At 49.3% G+C, this 24175-nt stretch carries 27 protein-coding genes; 19 read left to right on the top strand and 8 right to left on the bottom strand.

Translation table 11 applies throughout. The annotated features are described in order from the left end of the window. The first annotated feature begins 218 nt into the window (after positions 1-218). Positions 219-3458: a hypothetical protein gene (locus AABK39_RS20450; protein WP_338394803.1), complete on the top strand. Its 3240-nt coding sequence runs from the start codon at positions 219-221 to the stop codon at positions 3456-3458. A gap of 135 nt (positions 3459-3593) precedes the next feature. On the opposite strand, the gene AABK39_RS20445 is transcribed toward AABK39_RS20450, so the two are convergent. Then, positions 3594-4124, bottom strand: a complete 531-nt coding sequence (locus AABK39_RS20445; protein ID WP_338394802.1) for a hypothetical protein — start codon at positions 4122-4124, stop codon at positions 3594-3596. Positions 4125-4530: 406 nt separating this feature from the next. Between AABK39_RS20445 and AABK39_RS20440 the strand changes: the two genes are divergently transcribed. Both AABK39_RS20440 and AABK39_RS20435 read left to right on the top strand, forming a co-directional pair. Next, positions 4531-6180, top strand: a complete 1650-nt coding sequence (locus tag AABK39_RS20440; protein ID WP_338394801.1) for a tetratricopeptide repeat protein — start codon at positions 4531-4533, stop codon at positions 6178-6180. 169 nt (positions 6181-6349) lie between these two features. Further along, positions 6350-7012 carry a hypothetical protein gene (locus tag AABK39_RS20435; protein WP_338394800.1) on the top strand — a complete coding sequence of 221 codons (663 nt, stop codon included), beginning with the start codon at positions 6350-6352 and terminating at the stop codon, positions 7010-7012. Positions 7013-7642: 630 nt separating this feature from the next. On the opposite strand, the gene AABK39_RS20430 is transcribed toward AABK39_RS20435, so the two are convergent. Next, the gene (locus AABK39_RS20430) at positions 7643-8488 is read right to left on the bottom strand and encodes a LexA family transcriptional regulator (RefSeq protein WP_338394799.1); all 846 of its coding nucleotides are present in this window, start codon (positions 8486-8488) and stop codon (positions 7643-7645) included. A gap of 141 nt (positions 8489-8629) precedes the next feature. On the opposite strand from AABK39_RS20430, the gene AABK39_RS20425 reads away from it, so the two are divergent. From AABK39_RS20425 to AABK39_RS20360, 14 genes are all read left to right on the top strand, one after another. After that, positions 8630-8797, top strand: coding sequence for a hypothetical protein (locus AABK39_RS20425; RefSeq protein WP_338394798.1), 168 nt, complete (start codon positions 8630-8632; stop codon positions 8795-8797). An 82-nt stretch (positions 8798-8879) separates the two neighbouring features. Further along, positions 8880-10835 (top strand): hypothetical protein, encoded by a 1956-nt coding sequence (locus AABK39_RS20420; protein WP_338394797.1) that lies wholly within the window; start codon positions 8880-8882, stop codon positions 10833-10835. 61 nt (positions 10836-10896) lie between these two features. Then, on the top strand, positions 10897-11739 hold the full coding sequence (locus tag AABK39_RS20415) for an ATP-binding protein (RefSeq protein WP_338394796.1): 843 nt from the start codon (positions 10897-10899) through the stop codon (positions 11737-11739). A gap of 42 nt (positions 11740-11781) precedes the next feature. Continuing rightward, complete coding sequence (locus AABK39_RS20410; protein ID WP_338394795.1) at positions 11782-12414, top strand: ATP-binding protein; 633 nt, start codon at positions 11782-11784, stop codon at positions 12412-12414. Between the two features lie 51 nt (positions 12415-12465). Then, the gene (locus AABK39_RS20405) at positions 12466-12609 is read left to right on the top strand and encodes a hypothetical protein (RefSeq protein ID WP_338394794.1); all 144 of its coding nucleotides are present in this window, start codon (positions 12466-12468) and stop codon (positions 12607-12609) included. A gap of 77 nt (positions 12610-12686) precedes the next feature. Then, entirely contained in the window at positions 12687-13130 is a 444-nt protein-coding gene (locus tag AABK39_RS20400) for a hypothetical protein (RefSeq protein ID WP_338394793.1), read from the top strand. Further along, entirely contained in the window at positions 13117-13524 is a 408-nt protein-coding gene (locus AABK39_RS20395) for a phage protein GemA/Gp16 family protein (protein ID WP_338394792.1), read from the top strand. The genes AABK39_RS20400 and AABK39_RS20395 overlap by 14 nt, the downstream gene beginning before the upstream one ends. A 32-nt stretch (positions 13525-13556) precedes the next feature. Continuing rightward, the gene (locus AABK39_RS20390) at positions 13557-13841 is read left to right on the top strand and encodes a hypothetical protein (RefSeq protein WP_338394791.1); all 285 of its coding nucleotides are present in this window, start codon (positions 13557-13559) and stop codon (positions 13839-13841) included. A gap of 35 nt (positions 13842-13876) precedes the next feature. Beyond that, positions 13877-14527 carry a DUF3164 family protein gene (locus AABK39_RS20385; RefSeq protein WP_338394790.1) on the top strand — a complete coding sequence of 217 codons (651 nt, stop codon included), beginning with the start codon at positions 13877-13879 and terminating at the stop codon, positions 14525-14527. Between the two features lie 26 nt (positions 14528-14553). Then, positions 14554-14781 (top strand): hypothetical protein, encoded by a 228-nt coding sequence (locus AABK39_RS20380; RefSeq protein ID WP_338394789.1) that lies wholly within the window; start codon positions 14554-14556, stop codon positions 14779-14781. A 138-nt stretch (positions 14782-14919) separates the two neighbouring features. Further along, the gene (locus AABK39_RS20375; protein ID WP_338394788.1) at positions 14920-15129 is read left to right on the top strand and encodes a hypothetical protein; all 210 of its coding nucleotides are present in this window, start codon (positions 14920-14922) and stop codon (positions 15127-15129) included. Positions 15130-15151: 22 nt separating this feature from the next. Continuing rightward, on the top strand, positions 15152-15391 hold the full coding sequence (locus AABK39_RS20370; protein ID WP_338394787.1) for a hypothetical protein: 240 nt from the start codon (positions 15152-15154) through the stop codon (positions 15389-15391). A gap of 9 nt (positions 15392-15400) precedes the next feature. Beyond that, positions 15401-15718, top strand: coding sequence for a hypothetical protein (locus AABK39_RS20365; RefSeq protein ID WP_338394786.1), 318 nt, complete (start codon positions 15401-15403; stop codon positions 15716-15718). A 162-nt stretch (positions 15719-15880) separates the two neighbouring features. Continuing rightward, positions 15881-16489: a hypothetical protein gene (locus tag AABK39_RS20360; protein WP_338394785.1), complete on the top strand. Its 609-nt coding sequence runs from the start codon at positions 15881-15883 to the stop codon at positions 16487-16489. Positions 16490-16520: 31 nt separating this feature from the next. On the opposite strand, the gene AABK39_RS20355 is transcribed toward AABK39_RS20360, so the two are convergent. The 6 genes from AABK39_RS20355 to AABK39_RS20330 form a co-directional block, all read right to left on the bottom strand. Next, the gene (locus AABK39_RS20355; RefSeq protein WP_338394784.1) at positions 16521-16928 is read right to left on the bottom strand and encodes a hypothetical protein; all 408 of its coding nucleotides are present in this window, start codon (positions 16926-16928) and stop codon (positions 16521-16523) included. Continuing rightward, positions 16925-17365, bottom strand: a complete 441-nt coding sequence (locus AABK39_RS20350) for a phage virion morphogenesis protein (protein ID WP_338394783.1) — start codon at positions 17363-17365, stop codon at positions 16925-16927. Before AABK39_RS20350 ends, AABK39_RS20355 begins: the two co-directional genes overlap by 4 nt. Positions 17366-17423: 58 nt before the next feature. Continuing rightward, positions 17424-19631 (bottom strand): phage portal protein family protein, encoded by a 2208-nt coding sequence (locus AABK39_RS20345; protein WP_338394782.1) that lies wholly within the window; start codon positions 19629-19631, stop codon positions 17424-17426. A 95-nt stretch (positions 19632-19726) separates the two neighbouring features. Then, on the bottom strand, positions 19727-20131 hold the full coding sequence (locus tag AABK39_RS20340) for a phage protein Gp36 family protein (protein WP_338394781.1): 405 nt from the start codon (positions 20129-20131) through the stop codon (positions 19727-19729). A gap of 53 nt (positions 20132-20184) precedes the next feature. Beyond that, positions 20185-21711: a hypothetical protein gene (locus AABK39_RS20335; RefSeq protein WP_338394780.1), complete on the bottom strand. Its 1527-nt coding sequence runs from the start codon at positions 21709-21711 to the stop codon at positions 20185-20187. After that, entirely contained in the window at positions 21708-22142 is a 435-nt protein-coding gene (locus AABK39_RS20330; protein ID WP_338394779.1) for a terminase gpP N-terminus-related DNA-binding protein, read from the bottom strand. The genes AABK39_RS20335 and AABK39_RS20330 overlap by 4 nt, the downstream gene beginning before the upstream one ends. A gap of 158 nt (positions 22143-22300) precedes the next feature. Between AABK39_RS20330 and AABK39_RS20325 the strand changes: the two genes are divergently transcribed. Together AABK39_RS20325 and AABK39_RS20320 are read left to right on the top strand one after the other, a co-directional pair. Further along, positions 22301-23260 carry an HK97 family phage prohead protease gene (locus AABK39_RS20325; protein ID WP_338394778.1) on the top strand — a complete coding sequence of 320 codons (960 nt, stop codon included), beginning with the start codon at positions 22301-22303 and terminating at the stop codon, positions 23258-23260. A gap of 2 nt (positions 23261-23262) precedes the next feature. Beyond that, entirely contained in the window at positions 23263-24174 is a 912-nt protein-coding gene (locus AABK39_RS20320; protein ID WP_338394777.1) for a hypothetical protein, read from the top strand. The last annotated feature ends 1 nt before the right edge of the window (position 24175 follow it).

Genomic DNA, 24175 nt, shown 5'->3' with positions numbered 1-24175 from the left:
TTTGATAAAAAGATATAAACTGCTATTCTTTCAGGCTAATCCCAGACTTTATTTTTCTTAGCCGCGCCTAATAACAACAGTAGTATTAGTCCACCTTTCAAAGCCCTATCAAACACGCTTCCTACAAAAGAGTTTAGATATCAATAATACTTAACACCTTCAAGCCCAAAGCCCAATTTTGGGTTCCGAAACCCCTTTTCTGATATTCAAGTCAAACAATGTTCTTTCCCCCTAATAGCGAACGGAAAAAGAAGAGCACACCTACTGGCGGGGCAGAAGCTACAAACGAAATGCCACCAGGCAGGTACAACTTTTCGGCTTGGGGGAGCATAATGCCCGCTGAAGAACTCTATACCAGACTGATCGACAAGAACTCTTTGGGCCCCGAATTCTTTCCGTTACTCGAAGCCCTTGAGGAAAATGAACACGAATACAATTCCTGTACGGAAGATAAGTGTGACGAATTGCTCACGACACGCCTTTCTCTACTTAGTGATTTAGAGTGGAAATGTCTATGCCTAAAATTCGACGCAACGGCCGAAGGCCAAAACTCTTTGGCGCTTGTCGGGGAATTATTGCGAAAAGTTAATGCGGAACGAGAGGCACTGTCTTTCCTTCTTTCTTGGCCCAGAAAGAGTCACTCGCAAATAGATTTTCCAGCTAACATGATCCGAGGCATGGCCACATTCGCCGTTAACTGGGAAATGCTTAGAAACCGGTTTGGAGAAGAGGTATTAGAAGAAGTGGAAAGCCAACACCGATCAACACCCATAGCTTTTCGCAGTGGCAAACCTCCTGAGAGCATTTCGCCAAACAGTCCGCCCGTTTATTATGTCGATTTAAAGGGCGGGGATATTTTGTTGGAAAACAGGCCCACCGGCGCGTCGAACGCTCCGCCCATCTCTTGGACATATCTTCCAAACTACTTGCTTGTCTTTTCCCAATTGCTAAATGAGCGCCAGCCACAACCAGACGCAGGAGAAAGAGCTCATGAAAGTGGCATTATGAGAGGTCTAAAAACAATGACACGCTGGGTCCTGTCTGGCGGTAAGATGAAAAAACAGGCGCTTTCGGAAGAGAGGAGGGACCCAATGGCTGAGCTATTGTACGAATTGCGAAGCAGGCAAGAAATGAACCTCATGGTAAGAGGTAGCGAAGATTATGGAATTGGAAACGATGAACTGTTTTTACAACCGCCCCTACAATCCGAAGAATACCCTGTCCCGCCATTTGTTCCTTTGGCATTAGAAGAGTCGGAAGCTGAAGTGGGCAAAAGGGAAAGAGAATATCAGCGTCTCCAAAAACAACTTTTCAGAGAAATGGGCAATGTCCCTAACCTAAAAACAGTATTTCCCGAATCGGCGGACTTACGCTTTTTGACTCCATTTCGTAAAGGCGGGATAGACATTGTAAGGCCGGGCACATGCAAGAATTATATTTTCGGCGAATTCGAAGATCTCGGTTTCAAATGGTTCGGCAGATACAGAACCGAAAAAGACGGAATGGACACTGTTCTTGCCTCAGAATTTATTAATATCATGGGGAAAAGCAGTAACGCTCCACAGTGGGTGCCAGTCAGGTCGGACAAAAACGTTTGGGAAAAACTTCGTACCAACACGCTGGCCACCGCTTTGTCAGAAGAAAAAAAGCTTGGTTTAGAAGACGGAAACACCCCCGGATTCCAGACGATGGAATCTTGGGGAAGACGGGAAATGGCACGTACCATTCTAGAAAACAGCAAACCCACTAGGCTTTGGGAATCCACAAAACCACCTCTTGAAGTACCGACTCCGGACAAAATTTGGCGGACATCTTCATGGGTTCAGTATAACGATTTTACGCAAGCTCTGGAATCAGGAAATTACAAAACCGAGGGTTTTGTGGGATTAATGGGAATGCTGAAACCGGATAACAAACGGCCGTTCGAAACGATGAAAGCGACAGATCTAGCCAGCAATCCCCATTTTTGGTACGGACTGGGCGAAGCGATAATGCAGGCCGTCTTGATGGGCAATTGGATACCGGGAAACAGAAGAGCTTCAGGCCAACGGACAGTTATGCTCGGAAGTCCTTTTAGGGTATATGGAAATTACTGCTCCGCCACTTTAGTTGCGGACGAACCTAGGTTTAACGGACACGGGCATAGGCTTTTGGCAAGCCATATTACCGGTAACCATGCGAACATGACCGAAGAGGATGTCATTAGCGTCTTATGCGATTATTTGCTGAATTTCTTCGAAGAGGTTTCGGAGGGAAAAACTTTTGGGCAACCATATTACAGAATGGCTCATGGATTCCGCATTCCCGAAGACCCTGGAGCTTACAACCACCTAACCAACGGAATGTTAAACTGCTTTTTACAAGTCAGTAAAAGAAAGGACGAATGTTTGGCCTTCGCCAGAGTATTGGGTGAGCGGGAACGGTTTGCGGGTAAAGCCCTGTTCCAAATGGTTTATACCATTTGTTCCGTTACCGAGTCTTTTGGACGCTCAAACCTGGGTGAACTATTAAGAACAAGGGAAAGCGAAGCCGGAAGAATTAAGTTGGTCAGCGACAAGGACCACGAGTCCGCTGATGTAAAAGGAATCGTGTCCATAGACGAAGGTAATATTTATGAAAACCCGAACGGCTCTCCGTTGGTGGTGGAAGTGAAAATAGGACATTCAACATTCGTGCTGGTCAGCGGGCATATCTTGGATGGCATGCTAATGACGCTGAAGCAGATGTTCAACTCGGACAACCCTCCTGCGGGGATTCTGATCAGCGATCTCAAAGCCAGTGACGAAAATTTCGATTATTTTCATTTAGGCCATTTTATTCGGGACAACCGCATACCGTTATATTTGCTTCCGGGTGCCAGTGTGGTCGGCGATGCCGTAAACGTCTTGCTTGCGGGATGTCCCACCGTAATTCTGGAAGCGACGGGAAAACCAGTGATGAAACACGCGCAACGGTCTATTGAATACAACGTGTGGGAGCTTCCCCAAAACACTAACTTTAAAAGAGAAGAAAGAGCAGGCACCACCGAAGGGGAAAAAAGGGTGTTCCATGTGAGTGACCAAGGGGATGAATACGAGGAGGTGGCACTCAAGAATATGTTCGATGAGCTGGAAACAGCCTTCCGCAGACGAAAAACTTTCGACGCTGAAGAGCCAACAGGTGAAGAGGAAGTGAAAATGCCAAAAGCCAAAGTTTTGCCATGTTCTTGGGACAGAATGTCTGGAATGGACCGAGAAAAAACACCCGAAAAGAAAGCTCGGACCGAACGGGTCTATATCACATATCTAAAAAGTATGGGCCTTAGTGACGAAAAAGTGAAAACGCTTCGTGGGAAACTTAGCGCCATTCCCGCCAGGTCCCTTTATAATTCGGACAAAAAGGAATTACTTGAACACCTTGGGTGCCAATTCAGGACTGTAGCGCATGATGAACCAATTAGTTTTCATTTACATCAATAACGCAAAAGACTGTTCAGGTAGACTTTCAAGAGGTCTTTAATTGGCATATACTATCTTTTTTCAAAATCAACCAATTGGATAACACCATATCGGTACGGGCAAAAAGCCCATACCAGATTTGTGATTTTCAAAGGACTAATAACCTAACAAAAAACGTTTAGCGATCAACAACCCTACAGAACAAGCCATTATAGCCATATCCATTTTACGAATTGAAATCGCTTGTCTAACGTTAGGTAGACAAATTCCTATCAATAAAGAACTCCAAAGCCCTATTTTAGAAAACAAATCACCCGGAGTCGGTCTAATTTCATCCAATAGACTCATTAATCCGCCTGTATTTCCAGTTGTAGAATGGGGAGCAAACGCATCCGGCAACTGAACCGCCGCTTCGAAGATCCATAAAACGAAAAGCGTAGCCAACATACTCCAACCATATTGGCTCTTTCTCCAAAAAAGAAAAATGCCTACCGGAAAAAGAAAAACAAGCCAATTATACTTTAATACTGTTAAAAACGCTCCGCCATGAAATAGTCCGGAAGACCAAACCAGATAAAGGAAACAAACTGCCGTTAATAATGTCAGAATATTTATAATCTTATTTCCGTCTTCACTAAAGAGACCGCCTCTAGCACTTGATTGAACCTTCTTTTCCTCAACTTCCATTATAATATTACATTTTTGACTTATAATAAAACATTTTAAAAGCCAAAATATTAAAAAATTCACATCGAGCAATATCTGCTTAGTGACATGCAAAACATATATAAAGACCTAATACGATCTTGTCCCAAACCACATTTTTATTGTTGGACATATCCGAAAAAATGCATCCCCTTAGCTTAAAAACATTTTATGTAACTTTTTGAAACCCCTAGTTTCTGCGCTTTAGATTCTTCTCTATTCCATAAAATTAATATTCAGCCCCCAATCATCCCATGGTTAATAAACCCTTCAATTACTCATTGAAGTTATTTTCACTTCAACAGTCGGAATATTTTCTCATGTTCTGTCGTTTCTTTAAGGTAAATTAGTCAATACGATATTGATATATAATCCATGCCTAAAAGACATGAATAGATTTTTACTACTTCTCGGCATTGTCCTCTTGTTTTCTTGCTCTGACCAGATGGGGGTTGAGCAAAGGCTATACCTAGCGGAAAATCACAAAAATACTCCGGACAGTATCGCTCATTTGATCCATGGTTTGGACACGACAAATCTTCCCAAAAAACTTAAAGCCGATTACAATAGGCTTTATGCTTACACACAGCTTTTTTCAGCTTCCACAACTCTGGGTAGGGTTTCGTTTGATCAGCCAATAAACTATTATAAAAGGAATGACGAGCTAAACAAGGCCTATGAAACGTATCTGATAGCAGGGCGTTATTGGCTACTAAAAAAGAAATTTTCAGAAGCGCTCCGCTACCTAAAAGAGGGATACCTACTCGCCAAAAAAAATAATGATAAAAAAATAATAGATCAGTTCTGCGAGTTAATTGGTGGCACTCACATGGAGAGCAAAGGGTATGATCAAGCCATTACTTATTTCAAACAACGGCTCTTGTTTAATAAAGATAATCAAGCCAGCATTTATTACGACTTGGCGTTAAACTACGCCTATAAAGGTGAGTTAGATTCGGTAAATTTTTTCATGAATAAAAGTTTCCTGTACAGCGGTAAAGTACCGACTGATCTTTTTAATCATAGAGTAAGAAATTACGCCGATATTCTTTACGAGAAGAAGCTTTACCGAAAATCAATAGAGCAACTCGACCAAATTAAGAATTGTCCCGACAGTGTCGTTTTGGCCAATCTATATACCAGCTATGCGCTGTCATATTCCGCATTGGATCAGATCGATTCGGCAACACTTTATCTTGATCGGGCAAAAAGCGTATTGGGCTCGATGAAAGGCAAAGAGTACACGAAATACCTATCTTACAAGAACGTCATTATGACACTTGACGCTGTCTTAAACACCAAAAGACGACAACATATCAGTATGTTTCAAATAGGACAGTTCAACGATTCCATCGTATTTGAAAATTATAATAAACAACGTATCATCCGCAAACAACTTAGTGACAAAATCCGACTAGAGACCGACATTCTTAAGCTAAAAATCCAGCGTCAGCAAACCTACTTAACCGGAGGAGTGGTCCTCATTATTGTAATTATTGTTTTTGTCTTATTTATTAGTTACAACCGCAAAAAGAGTCTGCTCTTAATTGAAGAAGAGGAGAAGAGGGAGACCCTACAACGGTTACTTGATGACACTTTAAATGAAAAGACCTTAAACAAGGACGAGAATTTCTTCAGAAAAATCTTGTTACAACAATTGGGTATTATCAAACTTATCGCAACCAAACCCACGACACAGAACCAGGAACTTCTCCAGCAAATGACCCGTATATCCAATTCGGACATTAAAGTAGACAGCCTTTTAATATGGGATGACCTGTACCCGATCATCGACACCGTATATAATGGTTTTTATACAAAGGCATACTCCAAATACGGAGAATTATTAAACGAAAAGGAGCTACAGCTGTGTTGCTTACTCTGCGCCGAATTTTCCACCAAAGAAATCAGCGTTATTACCCAACAAAGCGTACGGACCATATACCAAAGAAAATCAAGCGTCCGAAAAAAAATAAAGGCTGGCGAAAAAGGGGATATTGTTCGTTTTTTGGTTGCCTCCAATCAACATTCCCAATGATATAACACTAATTTGGGCCGATATAAACTTTAGCTAAAAACAACCACTTCAACAAACTGAAAATCAACCACATAAAAACAACACTGCAGTAAAAACACATTATGATATAAATCAATAATTCCCAAATAGTCGCATAGATTTGCTACTGTATTCGGAACAAAACTATATCATGATGAAAAAGATCAACATCCTATTACTCGTCTCACTTTTATGTTCAGTTGGGAACCTTTACTCCCAAAGTGTCAAGCTTACTGAACGGTATTTCCAAATCTCCGTAAACGGAGAAGTCGATACTACCAAAATAGAAGAGGAGCGATATTATTTCTTTAAGGGAAAAGAACTAATTGAGGCAAAATCAAAGGTTGACGGCCTTTCTTATAATCTGAACACCTATGTAGACAAACACAATTCACTCTTGAGAATTGACGATAATAATGGCCACACAGTTAAGAATGACCAAGGACAAATAATAACATATCGCTATATAAAAGGAGAGTCAATTTACACTCATCATTATAGCTATGACTCTTGGGGAAATTTAGAGAAAGATGAATTAGTAATAAAAGCAGGGGAACAGATTAAAAAGAAAAACCTGACGTTTGAATATTTTTATCTATCCGAATTCTCTTATGCCACAAATAAAAAGGGGGTTAAGGCTATATCTGGATATGAAAATAATTATAATTCTCTTTGGGTAAAGAAGAGTGTGAAAGAAGATGGTCGTTTAGTAGAATATGCCGAAAGAAAAATACAGGAGAGTAATAACTCGGCTCTGGCAAGATTGGGGCGAAAATTTCTAAAAGTGATTGGTTACGGATATACCGAACGATAATATTTGCCAATATATAGGGGTAAAAACGAAGCGTGCCTATTTGGCTTTGGGGGATTTTAGGGAAAAACGGGGGTGGTGATGTTGTTAGGGCGGTTTTTGGGTGGTTTTGGGATTTTGGGGGTGGAAAACGAAATGTGCCGGGATTACCGTTTTGGTATCTTTTTGGTATCATTTTGAGCGGTGGTTTTGGGGTGTTTTGCGGGGCTGTGGACGTTTTTTTACCGTTTGGCTGGGGAAATTACCGTTTTGGGGTGCGAAACGGCCTGTAGGGCGCTTAAATGGCGTTTTGCGGGCCGTTTTCTTTTTTGCGCCGGACGGCAATGGCCCGCCGGCATAGTGTTTGGCCTGGTCTATTTATTCCATTTCTTAAAATCCGCTCAAAGGTCCTGACTTGATTTTGGATATTCAGTTGGATATTCAGTTGGATATTCATTTTGGTTGTTTTTAGCGCTTCGAATGATAGGGATAATGTCAAAAAAAGAGCAAAAAAAGCCTTTTTATGACGAGTTAGAGGGGGTGTAATGTCATAAGGAAAGGTTCAAAAACCGCCTTTTCACATTGTTAAAGGCGGTTTTTGATACTGATTCCCGTATAAAAGTGTGCGTGATACGTAACTGTATACGCTGTCGCTTATTCCACTTTCTTTTTCTTCTTCTTTTTTAGCTCCTCTATAAGTTGGCTTTGCAACATTAGAATCTCTTTCTGCGACTCTAATTCCTGATCTTTCGCCTTGATCTCTATGTCCATTGCGCGCAGTTCTTTCTCTTGAGCCTCTTTTTCTATTTTAAGAGCTTCCACTTTGTGCTTATAGCTAATCGATTCTACTTGCCACAAACGCCCCCTATGGGGCTTGGTTAATATAAGCTCCAAAAGGTAAAGCTCATTAATAAGATCTGCCTCGAAGTTTATGTCATCATACTCTTCATTGTCACTTTGTAGGGTGATGTTTTTCATTACCCCTTTTACTCTTTTGACGTAAACCTGATTTTCAGTAGTGACGATAATGTAAACTTGCCCATCTCTTAGGCCGTCTTTGCTATTGATCCTTTTTCCAACAATCACATCACCATCGTCAATAGTTGGAGACATACTGTGACCTGATACAACGAATGCCCTTAGTGTTTCTGTGTTGCCCAGGTATGATAAGTTTAGGCCATCCGCATTAGTGATGTTTGGTATAACTGGAGCCACTCCCAAACCTGCACTCGCTTTGACGTCGGCATGAAAGGGAATGGAGTATTTCTTCGTGAGAATCCTAGGGGAGCCTTCTTCTTTTAGCATACTTCCCTCTCCAGTAAGTAGCCAGGAAGGATTTATCTGTTCACATTTTGTGTATATCAATTCAGGATCAATTCGGTTCCTCGCTCTCCAGTTTGATAGGTTTTGAGGGGTTATCCCTAAAAAATCCGCAAGTTTAGCGTCTGTGCTTAAATTTAAATGCTTTTTCAACTCATTGAGTATTAGTCCTTTATCCATAAAAATAAACAATACGTGTATTAAAATCATTAAAAGACTTGCGTGATACACAATTTGTGTACACATTTGTACTGTAACATTAACTGAGTGATTGTCAATATTAAAGCTATGCAAAAAAGGATAAGACTACACAGCGACCACATGAAAATTATTGAGAAAGAGATGAAATGCTCTAATCAGGCTGTTAGGATGAGCCTTCAATATGTGTATAACTCGGAAAAGTCGAAGGCTATTAGAAAAAGAGCGAAGGAACTCCTTCTCAAAGAGGGCAATGATGTGATTATCGACCTGGAAGACATTAACAACTAAGCGGAAAGGTAATGGCATGTTTGAATTTTTTAACAACATATTGTGTATTCAGGGTTCATGGCTGTATGAAGATGGGCAAATAATGTCTTTATACAATTATAGGAACCTAATAAACCGAAAACATATCACATTACTTCGCAAAGGCGGAAACGGACGTACGGCTTTGGTTGAATATGACAGTTTGCCGGAGCGGTTTCGGGTTTTGATTGAGGGGAAGTGCGGGAATCCGCATAAGACGATGCGCAGGAACCGGTTCAGCGATCTTTTGGAGCTGGACGTTGAGGCGAAGGCGTTTTTTGACGCGTATACGCTGGAGAGCGGCGGGGCTTTGCCGGAGAAGGCGAGGCTGGAGTATACGGCGAACGCTTCCGTTTTGAAAGCGGTGAAGGTGTTCAGGGATAACCGGACGGAGAGACGGAAGGCGCTGGGCGGTGGCCGTGGGCCTATGTGGGACAATTTGGCGAAGGTGATAGCGGAACAGCTTCCGAGGCATACGTGGCCCCATAGCCTGCCGAAGAACGGCAGAAGGCTGAGGCAGAAGCTGAGGGATTTTGAAAAGGGCGGTTACGGGGCGCTGGTAAGCGGGAAGTACGGGAACGCGAACAGCGCGAAGTTGACGGAGGAGGCCAAATTGTGGCTGTTTAGCCGGTGGGCCGACCGGGTGGAGCGCGTGACGTCGATGGCGCAACTGCACGGGGAGTATCTGGAGAAGGCCGAGGCGGAAGGCTGGCCGGCGCTGAGCGACGAGAAGACGATTCACAATTACCTGAACCAGCCGGAGGTGAGGGCGCTTTGGTACGGGCACCGCCACGGCGAGCTGAAGGCCAAGGAGAAATACGGCTACCAGCACAGCACGAGGATGGCGAGCTGTAGGGACGCACTCTGGTACGCGGACGGCACGAAGCTGAACTATTACTACTTGGCCGAGGACGGGAAGATAAGGACGGTGCAGGTGTATGAGGTGATGGACGCTTATTCGGAGGTGTTTTTGGGCTACCATATCAGCGATACGGAGGACTATGAGGCGCAGTTTTACGCGCTGAAAATGGCCTCGAAGGTGAGCGGACACCGGCCTTACGAGCTGAAGTTTGACGGGCAGGGCGGACACGCGAAGCTGAAGGCGGGCAAACTGCTGGACAAGGTGGCGAGGCTGGCGATACGGACGAAACCGTACAACGGCAAGTCGAAGACCATCGAGAGCGCCTTCGGGCGGTTCCAGAAGCAATTCCTTAAGCGGGACTGGTTCTTCACCGGGCAGAACATTACGGCGAAGAGTCTGGAAAGCAAGGCGAATATGGAGCATATATTGGCCAACAAGGAGAACCTGCCGAGCCTGGCGGAGATAAAGGAGACGTACCGCAAGCGCCGTGAGGAATGGAACAACGCCCCCCACTACGCCACGGGCGAGCCGAGGGCGGAGATGTACAGGGCGAGCCTGAACCCGAAGGCCAAGAGGCTGGAGCTGTGGGATATGGTGGACCTGTTCTGGATAGAGCGCCCCAAGGAGGTGACCTGTACGGCCAGGGGGATCAGCTTTACGGAGAAGAAGACGGAATACACGTATATGGTGCACGGCAAGGACCGGATGCCGGACGTGGAGTGGCTAAGGGATAATATAGACCGGAAGTTTACGGTGCGGTTTGACCCCGAGAACATGGACCTGATTTATTTGTATGAGCGGGACGCCGTGGGCTTGCGGTTTGTGACGGCGGCGGAGACGAAGCTGGAGGTGCACAGGGCCAAGCAGGACCAGGAGGAATTCGAGGCGCGGTTCTTCGCCGATATGAAAAAGCTGACGGACGAGGCAAGGATAAAGACGCGGGACGAAGCGGACGAGATATTGGAGGCCTTCGGCGCGCGCAACGAGGACTACGGCCTGAACGAGCCTAACGTGAAGGGCGTGGAGAACCGGCGCAAAAGCAAAAAGGGCAAGAAGGCGAAACGGCGCAAGGTGGAGAAGGTGACCGTGGGGCAAGTGGAAAAGGCGATAAGCAACGCGACCGAGGCCGGCGAGATTGATCTGTATAATCTGGTATAGGGGCGCGCGGAACGCGGGCGGTGGAATAAGGAAAAAAGTATTAACGATAATCTGGAAAGTTATGGGAATTAACAAGGAACAGGTGGTGGCGAAGCTGCGCCTGAAGGTGGAAAAGTACGGCTCGCAAAACAAGGCGGCCAAATCCATGAAGGGCGTGAGTCCGGCGATGGTGAATATGATGGTTTCGGGCAAGTGGGACGGTATTGGCGAGGGTATGTGGCGCAAGGTGGCGGCGCATGTGGGGTGGACAGCGGAGGGATGGCAGGCGGTCAAGACCGGTGATTTCAAGGTGCTGGGGACGCTTTTGGAGAAAGCGCGGACGGAAAGCCTAGTGTTTGCCGTTACGGGAGAGGCCGGGACGGGGAAGTCTTTCGCTACAAGGCTGTACGCCTCGGAGCACAAGCGGGCCTACCTGCTCCAGTGCAACGAGTTCTGGAACAGGAAGTACTTTTTGATGGAGGCGCTGGGCGCTATGGGCAGGGATTCGTCGGGCTTGACGGTATCGGATATGATGGTGGAACTGGTGCGGGCGCTGAAGAAGGAGGAGAACCCGCTGATAATCATGGACGAGGCGGACAAGCTGAGCGACCAGGTACTGTATTTCTTTATCACGCTTTACAACCAACTGGAGGACCACTGCGGGATAGTGCTTTTGGCTACGGACCACCTTTCGAAACGGATACGCAAGGGACTGAAGCTGAACAAGAAGGGCTACAAGGAGATCTACAGCCGTGTGAACCGGAAGTTTATAGAGCTGAAGGGCGTGGGCATCTCGGACGTGACGCAAGTGTGCATGGCCAACGGCGTGGATGACCGGGACGTGATCAGGGAGATTTTTAACGACTGCGAGGGCGACCTGCGCAGGGTAAAGCAGAAAGTCCGGGCGTACCGGCAAGGCGCCTGATACGGCGCTTGGGATTGTTTGGTATTTTTTAACCCGAGCATTATGGATGACAAGAAATTGCGCAGGGCGATGTCCGTAAAGGCACTGTTGCGCAAGAAATTCAAGACAATGCGTTTTTTGGGGCCTTGGAAAGAGAGTTTCGGCGAAGAGCTGGAGATGAGCGGGGTTTGGTTGGTGTGGGGGAATTCGGGCAACGGAAAGACGCGGTTTTGCATGCAGTTGGCAAAGTATCTCACCCACTTTGGGAAGGTAGTCTACGACACAATGGAGGAAGGCGCCAGAATGACCTTTCAGAAAGTGCTGAGGGAGTCGCATATGGAGCAGGTGAAGCGTTTAACGGTCTTGAATCGCGAACCTATAGACGAGTTAAGGGAAAGGCTGAGAAAGCGTAACAGCCCCGATATAGTGATTGTCGATTCGTTTCAGCATATGGGCCTGAGCAAGCCCAAGTACCTGAAGCTGAAAGGCGAGTTCCCCGACAAACTTTTCGTGTTTGTAAGCCACGCCGAGGGCAAACAGCCCGAGGGACGTTCGGCGAAGTTCGTGAGGTATGACGCCGACGTGAAGATACGGGTGGAAGGCTACAGGGCCTTGCCAACCAGCCGGTACGGAGGCGGGAGGCCTTACGTGATCTGGGAAGAGGGAGCGGCGGATTATTGGGGCGAGGCGGAGTGAGTTGGTAAAGGGTAAAGAGTACAGAGTATTTCCACTTAAAGTTATTGGGCGATGGAAATTGAAATCGAAAAGAAAAACTGGCGGGACGAGCGTGGCTATGAAAACGGCTATATGGAGTTCTACGGGCTTAAGGAGGAAGACAAGGCGCACAGGGACGAGGTTGTGAGGGCGCTGTTGGAGGTGTTTCCTTGGTAGCCCCTCCAGAAACCGAGACGGGAGATTGACCCCGAAGAGATATTGAGACGCATAAACAGAAAGTACTAATCGGAATAATGAAAACCACGACAGCAAGCGAAAAACGGAAACCGGGCAAGGCCGCGCGTGACGCGGAGGCTTTGAGGGTCCGGGAATCGGAATTGGTCTCGGCGCTGGGAATTGGCGCGGAGGCTCTGGACGATTTGTTTTTGGATACGGGGCTGGCCTTTGGCGGGCGGTTCGGCGGGGAGTGTTCGGTCTGCCGGGCTGAGGATATTTTGTATAAGGAGGCCTTCGGTTTTTGGGGATTTTGGCGGAACCGTTGGGCTATGGCGCTGGCCGATTTTACGGAGGCTTATATGGCGCTGGAGGCGCTCCGGGCCGGTGGCGGAAAGGATGTGCCGGAATTTACGGAGGCTACGCTGAGGGTGTATATGGAGGACCGGCTGACGGGCGACCAAGAGACTTGGGAACGCTGGACGGCGAGAATGGAAAGGAGGTTCGGGGATGTCGGGTTTTAAGATTTTCTTTTCGTTGTGGGGCCGGATCAGCAAGCAACGCGACTTGGGCGAGCGTGAGGATTTTATCGAGGGCATTACGGGCAAGCGGTCTTTGAGGGCTTTGGACAAGTGGGAATACGCCAAGGTAATGGACGAGCTGACAAGGATCGGGCAAAGCTTCGGGATTGGGACCGGGACGAAGCGCTGGGACGCCAAGGCGAACGGAAGCCGTAGGCGGATTATCTCGAATTTTCACCAGATGGGCTATAAGGACGCCGTGGCAAGCGCCAAGTCTTGGGTAAGGAAGCAGACGAAGCTGGATTTTAACGATGTGGAACAGGCTGAGCTGAGCAAGTTGGTGGGAATATCGGACAAGATGGTGAGGCAGTACGAGGATAAGCTAAGGGGTAAGTGAATTTGAGTTTTTAACCTATAAATTTTTAAACGATGGAAGATTTTATGCAAAAGACGGCGGTCAGGTTTGTAGAGGGCCAAATAGAAAAGTACCGCAACTGTGAGCAGAAGGCTCAATTTCCCGGTAACAGGGAGGAATACAAGACCAAGCGGGAGAATATGACGGTGGTGCTGGATGTTTTGAAGGCCAGGGAAGAAGAGTGGAAGGAACTGAACGAATTGAAAAAGAACCTGAAACAGGCGCGGGCCGACCTGGAGGAAACGCGGAAAGCTTACACTTTGGCCGTACAGGGGAACGAGGAGTTTGCCGGCGCTTAAAGAGTTTTTAAACAGTATTTAAAAGACGTTTGATTATGGAAAAGATGGATTTGAGCGCTATGTCCGCCGAGGAATTGCGGAAGGCGCTGGCCGAGAGGGAAAAGGCCGAAAACAGGGAACAGGAGAAGCGGGAGAAAAGCTGGCGGGAGGTGAAGGACGCTTTTGTGACTAAGGCCGTGGGGACGATGCGGGAGATCAGCGGTATGATGCGGGACTTTAAGGGCGAGGCGGTAAGCAACGGTAACGCCTTGCACAAGGAGATGTACGAGGTGTTCGGCAAGAAGGAGAAGGAAGGCCTGAAGCAATTCAGCCTGGTGACGGAGGACGGGATGATGAAGCTGGTGATCGACAGGCAGGAACGCCAGGAGCTGGACGAGACGGCGACGGTGGCGATAGAGACGATCAAGGAGGTGTTTAGGGCCAAGTTCGCGGTGCGAAACAAGACGATGTACAATATCCTTGACGGGATATTGGTAAAGAACAAGAAGGGCGACTATGACGAGCGGTTGGTGGCGAAGCTGCGGAAATTTGAGGGGGAAGTGGACGACAGGGAATTTTCGGAGGCGCTGGACCAGCTGAGCAAGAGCTATAACACGGTGGGGTCGTCCACTTATATGCGGGCGTATGTGTGGGACAAGGAGCGTGAGCGTTGGGATGACGTGCCTATGGCGTTTTCGAGAATTTAGTGACCGGTAAACCAAATATGATTTTTATGGAAAAGTGGATCAAATGCACGGTAAAAAGCGGCGTCTCGGTGGGAGGAGGATTTTTGAGTTGCGAGACGCGGGAGTATTCGGTGAAGGCTTCGGATTTCGGGAAGGCGGAGGCCAAGGTGAAGGAGCTTTTGGAGCGGGACGAAAAGGCGCGGGCGTTTAGCCTGGTGGCGATGGCCGAACTGCCGAAGGGTGTAAACCCGGCGGTGGGTCATCTTACGATTTGATTTTTAAACAATTGAAAAACAGTGGGTTTAGTGCAGTTGGTTTGCGAAAAAGCGCCCTCGGAAAGGGCGCTTTTTCGTATCTTTGTATGTGGGGTTTGAGGCTTGTGTCCGTTTTCCTTTTAGCGTTTTTTCCGAACTATGGCATACAATCGCAGAAACTTGTTGAAGCGCGTTCTGGACGTTCAGAACGTGGTGTTGGCGTATCAGGACGACCATACGAACGAGTGGATTTATGAGCGTAAAATCAAACCCGTCTATCATATTTCCAGACGGACGTTTTACGCTTATTTGGCGATTCCGGCCAAGCGGGAGCTGAAGGCGATGGACCGGCAGTTGAGTTTGTTCTAAACCCGAAAAACGACAAAAGATTATGGCTTATTTCAGTAACGGGGCGGAAGGGACTTGTTTTGAGGCGCAATGTTCGAAATGCAAGTTCGGACAAAAGTCCTGTCCCATCGCTTATGTTCAGAACGTCTATAACTATGACGCTGAAGAAGGCGAAACCTCTAGGGATATTCTGGATCACTTGGTGAAGAATGACGGTACTTGCGAGATGTTTAGGACGTTTCGGGAAGACTTGGAAATTAACACGGAACAGCATGCCTTATAACCTCAGCATATGGAAACGTTATTAAGGATAGATACGGGCAAAGTGGCCGGGAACCTGGATAAGCTAGCGGGCATATTGGACCGGGGGCTTGGGGATCTGGCTGAGCCGTTCGGGCCGGGCGAGATAGTGTTTAGGGGCGTGGTTTCGCATTCGCCCTCCAAAACGGGCGGAGGCATGGTTAAGGCTTATGACGAGTTTGAATGGCGGGGCACGTTTGGGGACCGGGCCGGGATACGGGCTTTTGTACAGGAGAAGGCCAAAGGGTATCCGGAACCGTTTACCATGATGCTTTACCTGTTTGGGGATTCGGGGTTTCTGGGTAGTTAGGTTGGGTAGCCACCGGGTAGAAACCCGGCGAGGGCGTACCCTACCCTTTTATGATTTAAAGGACCGCTTGTCGGTCCTTTTTTGTTTTGGTCAAACGGTTGTTTTTTAAACCATTAGCGATTAATATTCGATATGTATAGTAAGACCATATTTTTTACCGCTATGAGAAATGCAGTCCTTTTGTTACTTATTGTCGCTTTGTTTTCCTGTTCCGCAGAAAAAAGGAAAATTGAGGAGCGTATCATTTCCGTTTATTCCACAAAGATAGTTTTAGGCGATACAATAAAAGACAAACTATTGTATCAAATAAGCCGTAAAGATATCCCGCCTAACATTAATGAGGTAAAGACAATTTGGTATAAGGAGAAGGCTGTTCCTGATACATCATTTTTTAGAAATAAGGTTAAAGATGAAAAAATAGGAAATAAAACTTACTCATATATAGATGACAAATTGGCTAGTGTCATGATAAATAACAATGATACATTGTTTTATTATGATGCTGATAACCTGAAGAATCCAGATCAATATTTTGTTCTAGATCGGGATAGCGTGGAAACAATAATGTATTCCTATTACACTAAGGTGAAGACCCAAGCTATGCGCATTAGGAAAAATAATAATAGAGACCCTGTTTATATAATGTATTTGGGGGAATACATCCCTGATCAAGTAGATTTGGAAATGTTTAGCCCGGCAGAAATAGAGAAGAAGAAGGAAGAAGCGAGAAAAGTAGAGATTGCTGAGTACGAATATATCTATGCTGAATAAAGAAAACGGCTCCGAAAATCGGAGCCGTTTTTTATTGGGTGATACGCTCCACTCTGGCGACGTATTCCAAAGAGACCTTGTAGAGGTCTCTTTGTTTTTGCAGGTCTTCGGCCACCAGCTGGGCGCCGTGGATCATGGAGGGGTCGGTGATCAGGAGGGTGTCTTTGATTTTGTTGACTACGGCGAAGGCTTCCCTGAGCCTTTGGAGTTCGGGGGAATCGTGTCCGGAACGGCGGAGGGGCTTTAGGTGTACGGTGACGGTAAAGCGGAGTTCGCCCAGGACGTTGCCTTGCGCAAGTTGGGTATATGGGATTCTGGAAATGGCGATTTCGGCGTAGGGGTACGTTTTGGTGATGTCGGCGCCTTGGATGTCGATACATGCCAGCTCGGGCACTTTGTCGGCGAGGTGTTCGCTGACGCTTAGGTATAGCTCTATCATTTTAGTATTCTTTTGAAGTTGCGGGTTAGTCTGGATTTAAGTTTCCTGTTGAGTATCAGCGAGGGGCCGATGAATTGGCGCTTGGGCATGGTGAATTCCGTTTTGCCGGCCTTGCCCCCTTCGTTATGTACTTTGGCGTATATTTTCGGGTTGGTGATGATTACGGCCCTGTTTTCCTTGCGGTAGTCGATGGAGCGCCCGAGGTCGCCGGTGTCGCCGGTGAGGATCTTGCGGGTATTGGCGGCGCGCTTTTTCCGTTTGTTGCCTTGGCGCCGTTTGACTTCCTGCCAGGGCATGTCTTTTTCGGACTTGTCGGAAAAGGCTTCGTCCCGGAATGATTTTTTGTAGTGGGACACGGCTTCGTCCCCGATGTCGTCGAGGGCTTCGGTGTTGATGTAGTCCTGGAGGGCTTTTATGTTTTGGATGAAGTCTCTCATGTTTTTTTTTGTTGGGGAGCAGAGACAGGGCATGCCCTGTCTGTACCTGAATCCGGGCTTATTGGTTATTGTTGTTTTGGAGGTCTTTGGCCTGTTTGGTTATGGCGGGCCGGTCTTTCTTTTTGGTGTTGGTTACGTAGGGGTGTTTTTCGGTGAAGAGCGTCAGGGTTTGGCCGGGGTTGCCTTCGAGGCCTTTGTCGGGTTTGTGCTCTTTAAGGATTTTCGGGCGTTCGGTGGTTTCGGCGTCGGTGGCTTCCCAGTCGCATTTGCAGTTCCAGCGGTTGCCGGGGAAATGGTTTTTCCAAAAAGCGTCGTCCATCGGCAATACGGTGTTCCAGAAGGATTTGTGCACGGCTTCGGGGAAGGCGGATCTGGAGGGTGTCCAGCGGAGGTTTGTCTTTTTCCGGGCTTGGAACCCTTTCCATTGCGCCGCGGATCTGGCCCGCGATACGGCGGTGTTGTATTCGGTGCGGAGCCACTCTTTGTTGTATTTCCCGATTATGTCGGCGGTATCGCGCTTGAAGGCGGAGAAGCTTTTGAGCTTGCCGTTTTGGTCCCGGAGCAGGGCTACGAGTTCTTTTTGCTGTTGGTGCGCCTTGAAGGCCGAGAATACGGCGTTGTTGTCGGACAGGGCCTGTTCGAAAGCTTCGTCGGCGAGGTCGTATCCGGCTTGGGCAAGGCCTTCGGAGACGGCTTCGTTGAGGCGGTCGAATGTCAGTTTCCAGAGAGACGGGCTGATGTTTTCGGGTTTGCCTTCGGCGTAGACGTCGGCCAGGGCGTCTTCTATTATTTGGCTTGTGTCGAAGAGTACGGGGGTGTCGGCCAGATTGATCCGGGAGTGGCAGGCGTGGCCGTACAGGGTTTCGATCTGGTCGTTCAGTTCGGTTTTCCGGAATATGTTTCTTAGTGTTTGGAGGACTTCGGAGAGGAAGCCGGTTTGTCGGGTGTGCGTGTCAGGCTGGAGCCTGACGGTTGGGGCGGTCACAAGGCCGGAGCTTTGCGACGGCGACGGGGCCGAACTTGGCGACAGCGCTGTGGCATTCGGTGTTTCGGGGGCTGACAGGGTTAGTTTTCCGCTTGTGTCGTTCAGGTTTTTTTCTTCGGGTTTGTCCTTTTCGGTTTCTTTTCGGGTTTCCGGTTTTTTCTTGGGCTTGGGGCGGTTGTAGGTTTCGTACCAATAGTCCTCGTCGAGGGGGGCTATCTGGTTGAATTTTATATCGAACTCCAGCTGTTCTTTGGGCGACATTTTCACCTTGTCGTCGTATGCGAATGTTCCGCCCTCAACGGCGTATCCGAAGTTGGCCAGGACGGTTCTGAACTTCTCGTTGAGGATGCGGAGGATAAAACGCTTGTCGGCTTCGGCCACTTCCTGCTCGGACTGGGCGTGCACTTCGCCTTTGTAGTTCCCGCCTTGGGCGTCGGTGGTCATGGTGTTGAGCAGGATGAGCTTTGACATTTGGTCGTCGCAGAATTGGGCCAAGTCTTTGTACAGGCCGGAGGAACCCGTTTTGGAGCCGGTATCGTGCACGTTGAATTCGGAGTTGCGCGGGCGCACGATATAGGAGGCGGATTCCTGCTCTTTGGCGACTTGTTCCAGTTGCGCTTTTGTGCTGGGGTCGTCGTAGATGTATTCGCGGAAGGGCATTCCGAAAATCTGGGCGAAGAGGGCCCAGTCGGCCACGTCGCCTTTTTTGTAGATTACGGCGACGGCGGCTTTTGAGAGAAGGCCGAGGTCTTTGGTTTTGCCGGCGGTGAGGCAGTAGTTTGAGTATGGCGGTCGGGTGTAGTCTATGCCTTTGTCGTCGTAGATATATTTTACCACTTGGCCGGTCTCGGGGCGTACGTGCCGTCGGTCGATCAGTTGGTAGTTTATCTTGCCGTCGGCCACGGCGTCGAACCACAGGAGGCTGTGGCCTTGGAAACGGCTGTCGAGGATGTCTTTCAGCATATCCTCGAAGGCTTCGGTTTCGATCAGTTTTTTGATTTCGTCGCTTTCCTTGCCGTCGGCGCTGAAGAAGTGTATGGGCTGGTTCACGACTTTGTTGCGCCGTTTTTCGAGGACGGCGGTAAGGTGCAGGTCAAGGGTTATTTCCTCGTAGAGGTCGTAGAGGGAGCGCCGGATCGGGTTGGTGACGCTGGTGGCGGACTCTATGGCCCGGCGCCATTCTTTTATGCCTTTGTAGGAGCGGTCAACGTTGGAGAGGCTTAGGTCTATGATGTTGACGCTGTTCTTTTTCGGGGTGCGCTTTGTTACTTTCTTGCTCATTTTTCTGTTGGGTTGTGTCAGGCTGGAGCCTGACGGTAGGTTGTGGTCACAAGGCTGGAGCCTTGCGACGGCGATGGATTCGGCCGGGGATTTTTTTAGTATCTGTTGGATCGGTGGCCGTATAGGATTTGGGGGTCCGGGTCCCGCTCTTTGTCGGCGAGCAGGGGGACGCCTGTCAGCAGGGTCTCGCCTTTTCGGATTTCTTTCAGCGCAGTTTTGGCGTAGTCGTATCGCTCGCGGATGATGATGGGAACTTCTTCGGCTACGCTGTAGATGTGGTATAGCGTCAGGTCGATCACAAGCCCTTTGACTATGGGGTTTCTGTCTTCGCCTGTTTGGGCCCAGAGTTCGGCGGTGTCGTATTTTTGGTTGAGGTAGCCGTCGGCTTCCCGCTCGGCCCGGCCGATGTTGGCCAGGACGAAGTTGGGATCGTCCCGGCTGACGGCGTTGATCAGTTCGGGGTACCGGTGTTGCTGTAGGTCGGTTTCGGTGATATACATATTTGTAAAGAGTAAAGAGTAAAGAGTACTGAGTAAAGGGTAAAATATCTGGGCTAGTACCGGGTTTGTCTCCGGTGTCCGCCGGCTGTGGGGCGGTTGTTTTTGTCGGTGGGGACGTATATCCGGTTTAGCTTGTCGAGGGCGCCTTCGTCGGCGTCGGGGCCGTCGTCGTGGCACTTGTAGCCGGGCTCTATGCCTTTGAGCTGGGCCAATCCCACTTGGTGGTCGTCGGAACTTTGTTCGGCGGTGTTGTAGATGATCCGGCCCTGCTGGTAGTACGGAAGCAATGTCAGGATACGGTCGTACTTGCGCCCTTTGGTCCGGTCGTCGCGGATCAGGGGGATGTCCCTGCCGTATTTGTCGCGGACGGTCCGGTATGACATTGACAGGGCGTCGTTCCAGAACTGGCTTTCGTAGTGGAAGCTCAGTGACACGGATTCGGGCAAGGTGGCCGAGTAAAGGAACATCCACTCGATGGCGTCGGTCATTTTGCATTGGCGCACGAATGATTTGACCAGGTAATAGTTCTGCCCTTTGCGTCCCCATATGCGGACGGCGTTGGAGTCGGCGGTGTCCTTGTCGGAATATGCCACGTCCCAGTAGCCCAAAATGGCGTCGTAGCTGTCGATGCGGGGGAGCTTTTCGTAGCGGAAAAGGTTGTCGGTGAAGATCTTGCCTTCGGTGTGGGGCTCCTGGTTGTATTCGGCTTGGCAGGCCAGCGTTCCGAGTTCCTCTATCTGGTTTTGCCAGTATGACTTCGGGTATTTTTGGGGCCACGCCAAGGACTCCAGGGTAGCGGGATCGTAGGCCTTAACGTGGTGGACTTTCCATTTGGGGTGCTTCTTCTGGAGCACGGTCTGTACCATGCGCTCAGCCCAGCGGTTGTTTGACCAGAGCAGACGGCGGTATTTGCCCGTCATGGTGGGGATCAGGGAGCGCTCTATCCATTTGGCGTACTTGTCCTGTCTTGCGGGGTTGCCGTTTATTTCCTCGGTTTCCAGATCGTCCACTTCGCATAGGTCTGGGCGCTTGTTGCCGACGCGCAGTCCCCTAACCTTCTGCCCGATGCCCAGGGCTCGCCCGATCAGGCCGGAGGCGGTGATGAAATAGCCCCGTTCCCATTTTTTGCCAATGGTCTTTTGGGGTCCGAAATCCTTTATGATTTTTTCGTTGGCCTCCAGTTCGGCCCGCAGGTCGTCGAGCAGATCGGCTGCGGCGTCGAAACTGTTGGAAATCTGGAGGAAGTATTCGGTCTGGCCGTTGATATGGAGCCAGAACGGGATAAAGATGGTGCACCAGACGGATTTGGCGAAGCCCCTGGGCCACTCGGCGAAGCCTTTGAACGTGGGGTTTCGGCGGACCATTTTGGCCAGCTGGATCTGGAAGGCGCCGGACTCGCAGTCGGCGATATGGGAGAAGTAGCGTTTCACCATATAGCCGATGTCCTTTTTGGCCCTTTCGACGGCGGATTGGCGGTCTTGGGGCGATTCGAAAACGCCGTTTTTGGAGTTCTCCAGAATCCACTGTACCCGTTCGCGGTACGCCTTCAGGGCGTCCTTGTCCTTTTTGGTCGATTTCATGCGCCTTCGTGTTTTTCGTCCAGGAATTCCAAAAACAGCTTGCTGACCTCTCCGGCCTTGTCGGGACGCTGTTCCACCAGCCATTCGGAGACTTCGGTGTATATCTCGACGTAGAGGTGCAGCGGGCTGTCGGAGAGCTGTTCTATCTCTTTGCGCAGTACGCTTTTGGCGTCGGTGAGCGCCTTGTCGGGCACCCCGCCCCGTTCCTGTACGGCTTGGTTTACGGCCTTGAGTTGCGCGTAAGCGTCGGCCAGAAGCTGTTGGCGGGTTACGCTCTGCGCCTCTTTGAGTTGGTCCCAAGCGTATTTTTCGGCCCACGTACGGAGGGTTTTGTCCGTCACTCCCACAAACTTGGCTATCTCCTTTTTGGAGAGCGTCCCCTTGATATACAGGCCCTGCGCCAGCTCTCTCTTTTTGTCGTATTTGCCCATCGTTTTTCCCGTGAAATTGGGGGGTGACACGCCTATAAAAAAGGCGTTGCGCTATGCTTGCATTGATCCGTGGAAGGCTTGCACTGTTGTTTGTCGGCGCCGGTCTTCGGGGTTAATATTAGGTCTCGATTGGTAACGAAACGGAAAGCGAATGGCGCATGAGTAAAGACAAAAGACGGTTTTTGGTCTCGGACGAGAGCAAGAACGTGTACGGGCTCCGGCTGAAGAGCGACGGCGGGGATTTCGGGCAGTTCCGGAAGAATCCGGTGATGCTGTACAACCACGACGAGGACCGCCCGCCCATAGGGCGCTGGACGGAGCTGAAGACCGGGGACGGCGGAAAGATAACGGCGGAGGCCGAGTTTGACGGCAAGGACGAGTTTGCCCGGAAGATCGAGGACAAGGTGGATGACGGCTATATCAGGATGGCGAGCGTGGGCGTGATTCCGCAGGAGATTGAGGGCGAATGGGTGACCAAGTGGACACTTCGCGAGATCAGCGTGGTGCCGTTCGGAGGAAACCAAAACGCCTTTGTGCTTTATGACGACAAGGGGAACGTGATGAACCTGTCGGCTGTGACTGAGAAGTTTGATTTGAAAAACAATAAACGACAAATGAGCGACGAGAAAACGAACACTTTGAAAGTGACGCTTGTGGCCGGACTGGAGCTGAGCGACGGCGCCAGTGACGGGGAAGTGATCAAATCGGTGTTGAAGCTTAACGCCGATAACGTGAAGATGAAGGCGGAGCTGGAAACGCTGAAGGCCGAAAAAGCCGAGGCTAAAAAAGCCCTGGAGCTTAAGGACCGCGAAGCCTTGGTGGACAAGGCGATAGCGGACAGGAAAATTACGGCGGGCTCGAAAGAGACTTATATGAAGCTGTCGGACGCTGACCTGAAGAACATCTTCGAGACAATGCCCGCCGTGGTGAACCTTGGCGATGTGCCCCAAGGCGGTGGCGACGGGAATCCGGGAGCGCCCGAGGGAGCCAAGAATATGGGCTTCGCGGAGCTTAGCCAGAAGCATCCGGATTATCTGGAAAAGTTGAAGCTGAACGACTCGGCCCGCTTCAACGCGCTGTACAAAGCCGAGTATGGAGTTGAACCAAAAAGCGCGTAAGCATGGCCGTACAAGTAGAAATTTGGCAAAAGGACATTCAGGAGGCGGTCTTTAAGGACAACGAATTCCTTCGGCATGTTCATGACGAGTCGGAATACGTGCTGAACGGCGCCGTGGTTCATATTCCGCAGAGTGGCGGACCGGGGAACGTGGAGAAAAACAGGGGAACTTTGCCCGCTTCCATCCGGCGCAGGGACGATACCGACATCGTGTATCCGCTGGACGAGTACACCACGGACCCCACTTTGATCACCAACGCGGAGAAGGTGGAACTGAGTTACGACAAACGCAACTCGGTGATTGGCGAGGACAAGCAGGCGCTGAAGGAGACCGTGGCCGAGGACTTTTTTTATAAGTGGGCCAAGGACTTGCCCGCGTCGAGCATTATCGAGACGTCGGGCGCATCGACGGGAGCCACAGCCGATTCGGCTACAGGAAACCGTAAATCTTGTGTGCGGGACGATTTGAAGAAAGCGAAGGTAAAGCTAAACAAGCAAGGGGTTTCCAAGGAAGACCGTTTCGCGGTTCTCCCGTCCGATATGGAGTCGCAGCTCTTTCCGGACGACCAAACGTCGGCCCTGCTCCAGCAGAACCTGACGGAGGAAGAGCGACGGATGGGCGTTATCGCCAAGCTTCATAGTTTCAAGGTTTTGGAAAGAAGCACGGTGTTGGTTTACGCCTCGGACGGAACCTTGAAGGCACCGGGATCGGCGGGCGCTTCGGGCGATTGCGAAGGCGCCTTATGCTGGCAGAAAGGGGCTCTTTCCAAGGCGATGGGTACGGTGAAGTTTTTCGAAGAGCAGGGCAAGCCCGAATATTACGGGGATCTGTGCTCGATGCTGGTACGCGCCGGCGGACGCCGTAGACGCAAGGACAACAAGGGCGTGGTGGTGATCCGCCAGGCTACCGCATAAG

It is taken from the genome of Fulvitalea axinellae (genome assembly GCF_036492835.1).
Classification (GTDB): domain Bacteria; phylum Bacteroidota; class Bacteroidia; order Cytophagales; family Cyclobacteriaceae; genus Fulvitalea; species Fulvitalea axinellae.
The sequence above is the reverse complement of the archived record's forward strand: the minus strand, read 5'-3'. Positions and strand labels throughout refer to the sequence as shown.

Bases quoted from the DNA above. Each gene is read 5' to 3' on its own strand.
- AABK39_RS20450 (WP_338394803.1), top strand. From the start codon at position 219: ATGTTCTTTCCCCCTAATAGCGAACGGAAAAAGAAGAGCACACCTACT.
- AABK39_RS20445 (WP_338394802.1), bottom strand. From the start codon at position 4,124: ATGGAAGTTGAGGAAAAGAAGGTTCAATCAAGTGCTAGAGGCGGTCTC.
- AABK39_RS20440 (WP_338394801.1), top strand. From the start codon at position 4,531: ATGAATAGATTTTTACTACTTCTCGGCATTGTCCTCTTGTTTTCTTGC.
- AABK39_RS20435 (WP_338394800.1), top strand. From the start codon at position 6,350: ATGATGAAAAAGATCAACATCCTATTACTCGTCTCACTTTTATGTTCA.
- AABK39_RS20430 (WP_338394799.1), bottom strand. From the start codon at position 8,488: ATGGATAAAGGACTAATACTCAATGAGTTGAAAAAGCATTTAAATTTA.
- AABK39_RS20425 (WP_338394798.1), top strand. From the start codon at position 8,630: ATGAAAATTATTGAGAAAGAGATGAAATGCTCTAATCAGGCTGTTAGG.
- AABK39_RS20420 (WP_338394797.1), top strand. From the start codon at position 8,880: ATGTCTTTATACAATTATAGGAACCTAATAAACCGAAAACATATCACA.
- AABK39_RS20415 (WP_338394796.1), top strand. From the start codon at position 10,897: ATGGGAATTAACAAGGAACAGGTGGTGGCGAAGCTGCGCCTGAAGGTG.
- AABK39_RS20410 (WP_338394795.1), top strand. From the start codon at position 11,782: ATGGATGACAAGAAATTGCGCAGGGCGATGTCCGTAAAGGCACTGTTG.
- AABK39_RS20405 (WP_338394794.1), top strand. From the start codon at position 12,466: ATGGAAATTGAAATCGAAAAGAAAAACTGGCGGGACGAGCGTGGCTAT.
- AABK39_RS20400 (WP_338394793.1), top strand. From the start codon at position 12,687: ATGAAAACCACGACAGCAAGCGAAAAACGGAAACCGGGCAAGGCCGCG.
- AABK39_RS20395 (WP_338394792.1), top strand. From the start codon at position 13,117: ATGTCGGGTTTTAAGATTTTCTTTTCGTTGTGGGGCCGGATCAGCAAG.
- AABK39_RS20390 (WP_338394791.1), top strand. From the start codon at position 13,557: ATGGAAGATTTTATGCAAAAGACGGCGGTCAGGTTTGTAGAGGGCCAA.
- AABK39_RS20385 (WP_338394790.1), top strand. From the start codon at position 13,877: ATGGAAAAGATGGATTTGAGCGCTATGTCCGCCGAGGAATTGCGGAAG.
- AABK39_RS20380 (WP_338394789.1), top strand. From the start codon at position 14,554: ATGGAAAAGTGGATCAAATGCACGGTAAAAAGCGGCGTCTCGGTGGGA.
- AABK39_RS20375 (WP_338394788.1), top strand. From the start codon at position 14,920: ATGGCATACAATCGCAGAAACTTGTTGAAGCGCGTTCTGGACGTTCAG.
- AABK39_RS20370 (WP_338394787.1), top strand. From the start codon at position 15,152: ATGGCTTATTTCAGTAACGGGGCGGAAGGGACTTGTTTTGAGGCGCAA.
- AABK39_RS20365 (WP_338394786.1), top strand. From the start codon at position 15,401: ATGGAAACGTTATTAAGGATAGATACGGGCAAAGTGGCCGGGAACCTG.
- AABK39_RS20360 (WP_338394785.1), top strand. From the start codon at position 15,881: ATGAGAAATGCAGTCCTTTTGTTACTTATTGTCGCTTTGTTTTCCTGT.
- AABK39_RS20355 (WP_338394784.1), bottom strand. From the start codon at position 16,928: ATGATAGAGCTATACCTAAGCGTCAGCGAACACCTCGCCGACAAAGTG.
- AABK39_RS20350 (WP_338394783.1), bottom strand. From the start codon at position 17,365: ATGAGAGACTTCATCCAAAACATAAAAGCCCTCCAGGACTACATCAAC.
- AABK39_RS20345 (WP_338394782.1), bottom strand. From the start codon at position 19,631: ATGAGCAAGAAAGTAACAAAGCGCACCCCGAAAAAGAACAGCGTCAAC.
- AABK39_RS20340 (WP_338394781.1), bottom strand. From the start codon at position 20,131: ATGTATATCACCGAAACCGACCTACAGCAACACCGGTACCCCGAACTG.
- AABK39_RS20335 (WP_338394780.1), bottom strand. From the start codon at position 21,711: ATGAAATCGACCAAAAAGGACAAGGACGCCCTGAAGGCGTACCGCGAA.
- AABK39_RS20330 (WP_338394779.1), bottom strand. From the start codon at position 22,142: ATGGGCAAATACGACAAAAAGAGAGAGCTGGCGCAGGGCCTGTATATC.
- AABK39_RS20325 (WP_338394778.1), top strand. From the start codon at position 22,301: ATGAGTAAAGACAAAAGACGGTTTTTGGTCTCGGACGAGAGCAAGAAC.
- AABK39_RS20320 (WP_338394777.1), top strand. From the start codon at position 23,263: ATGGCCGTACAAGTAGAAATTTGGCAAAAGGACATTCAGGAGGCGGTC.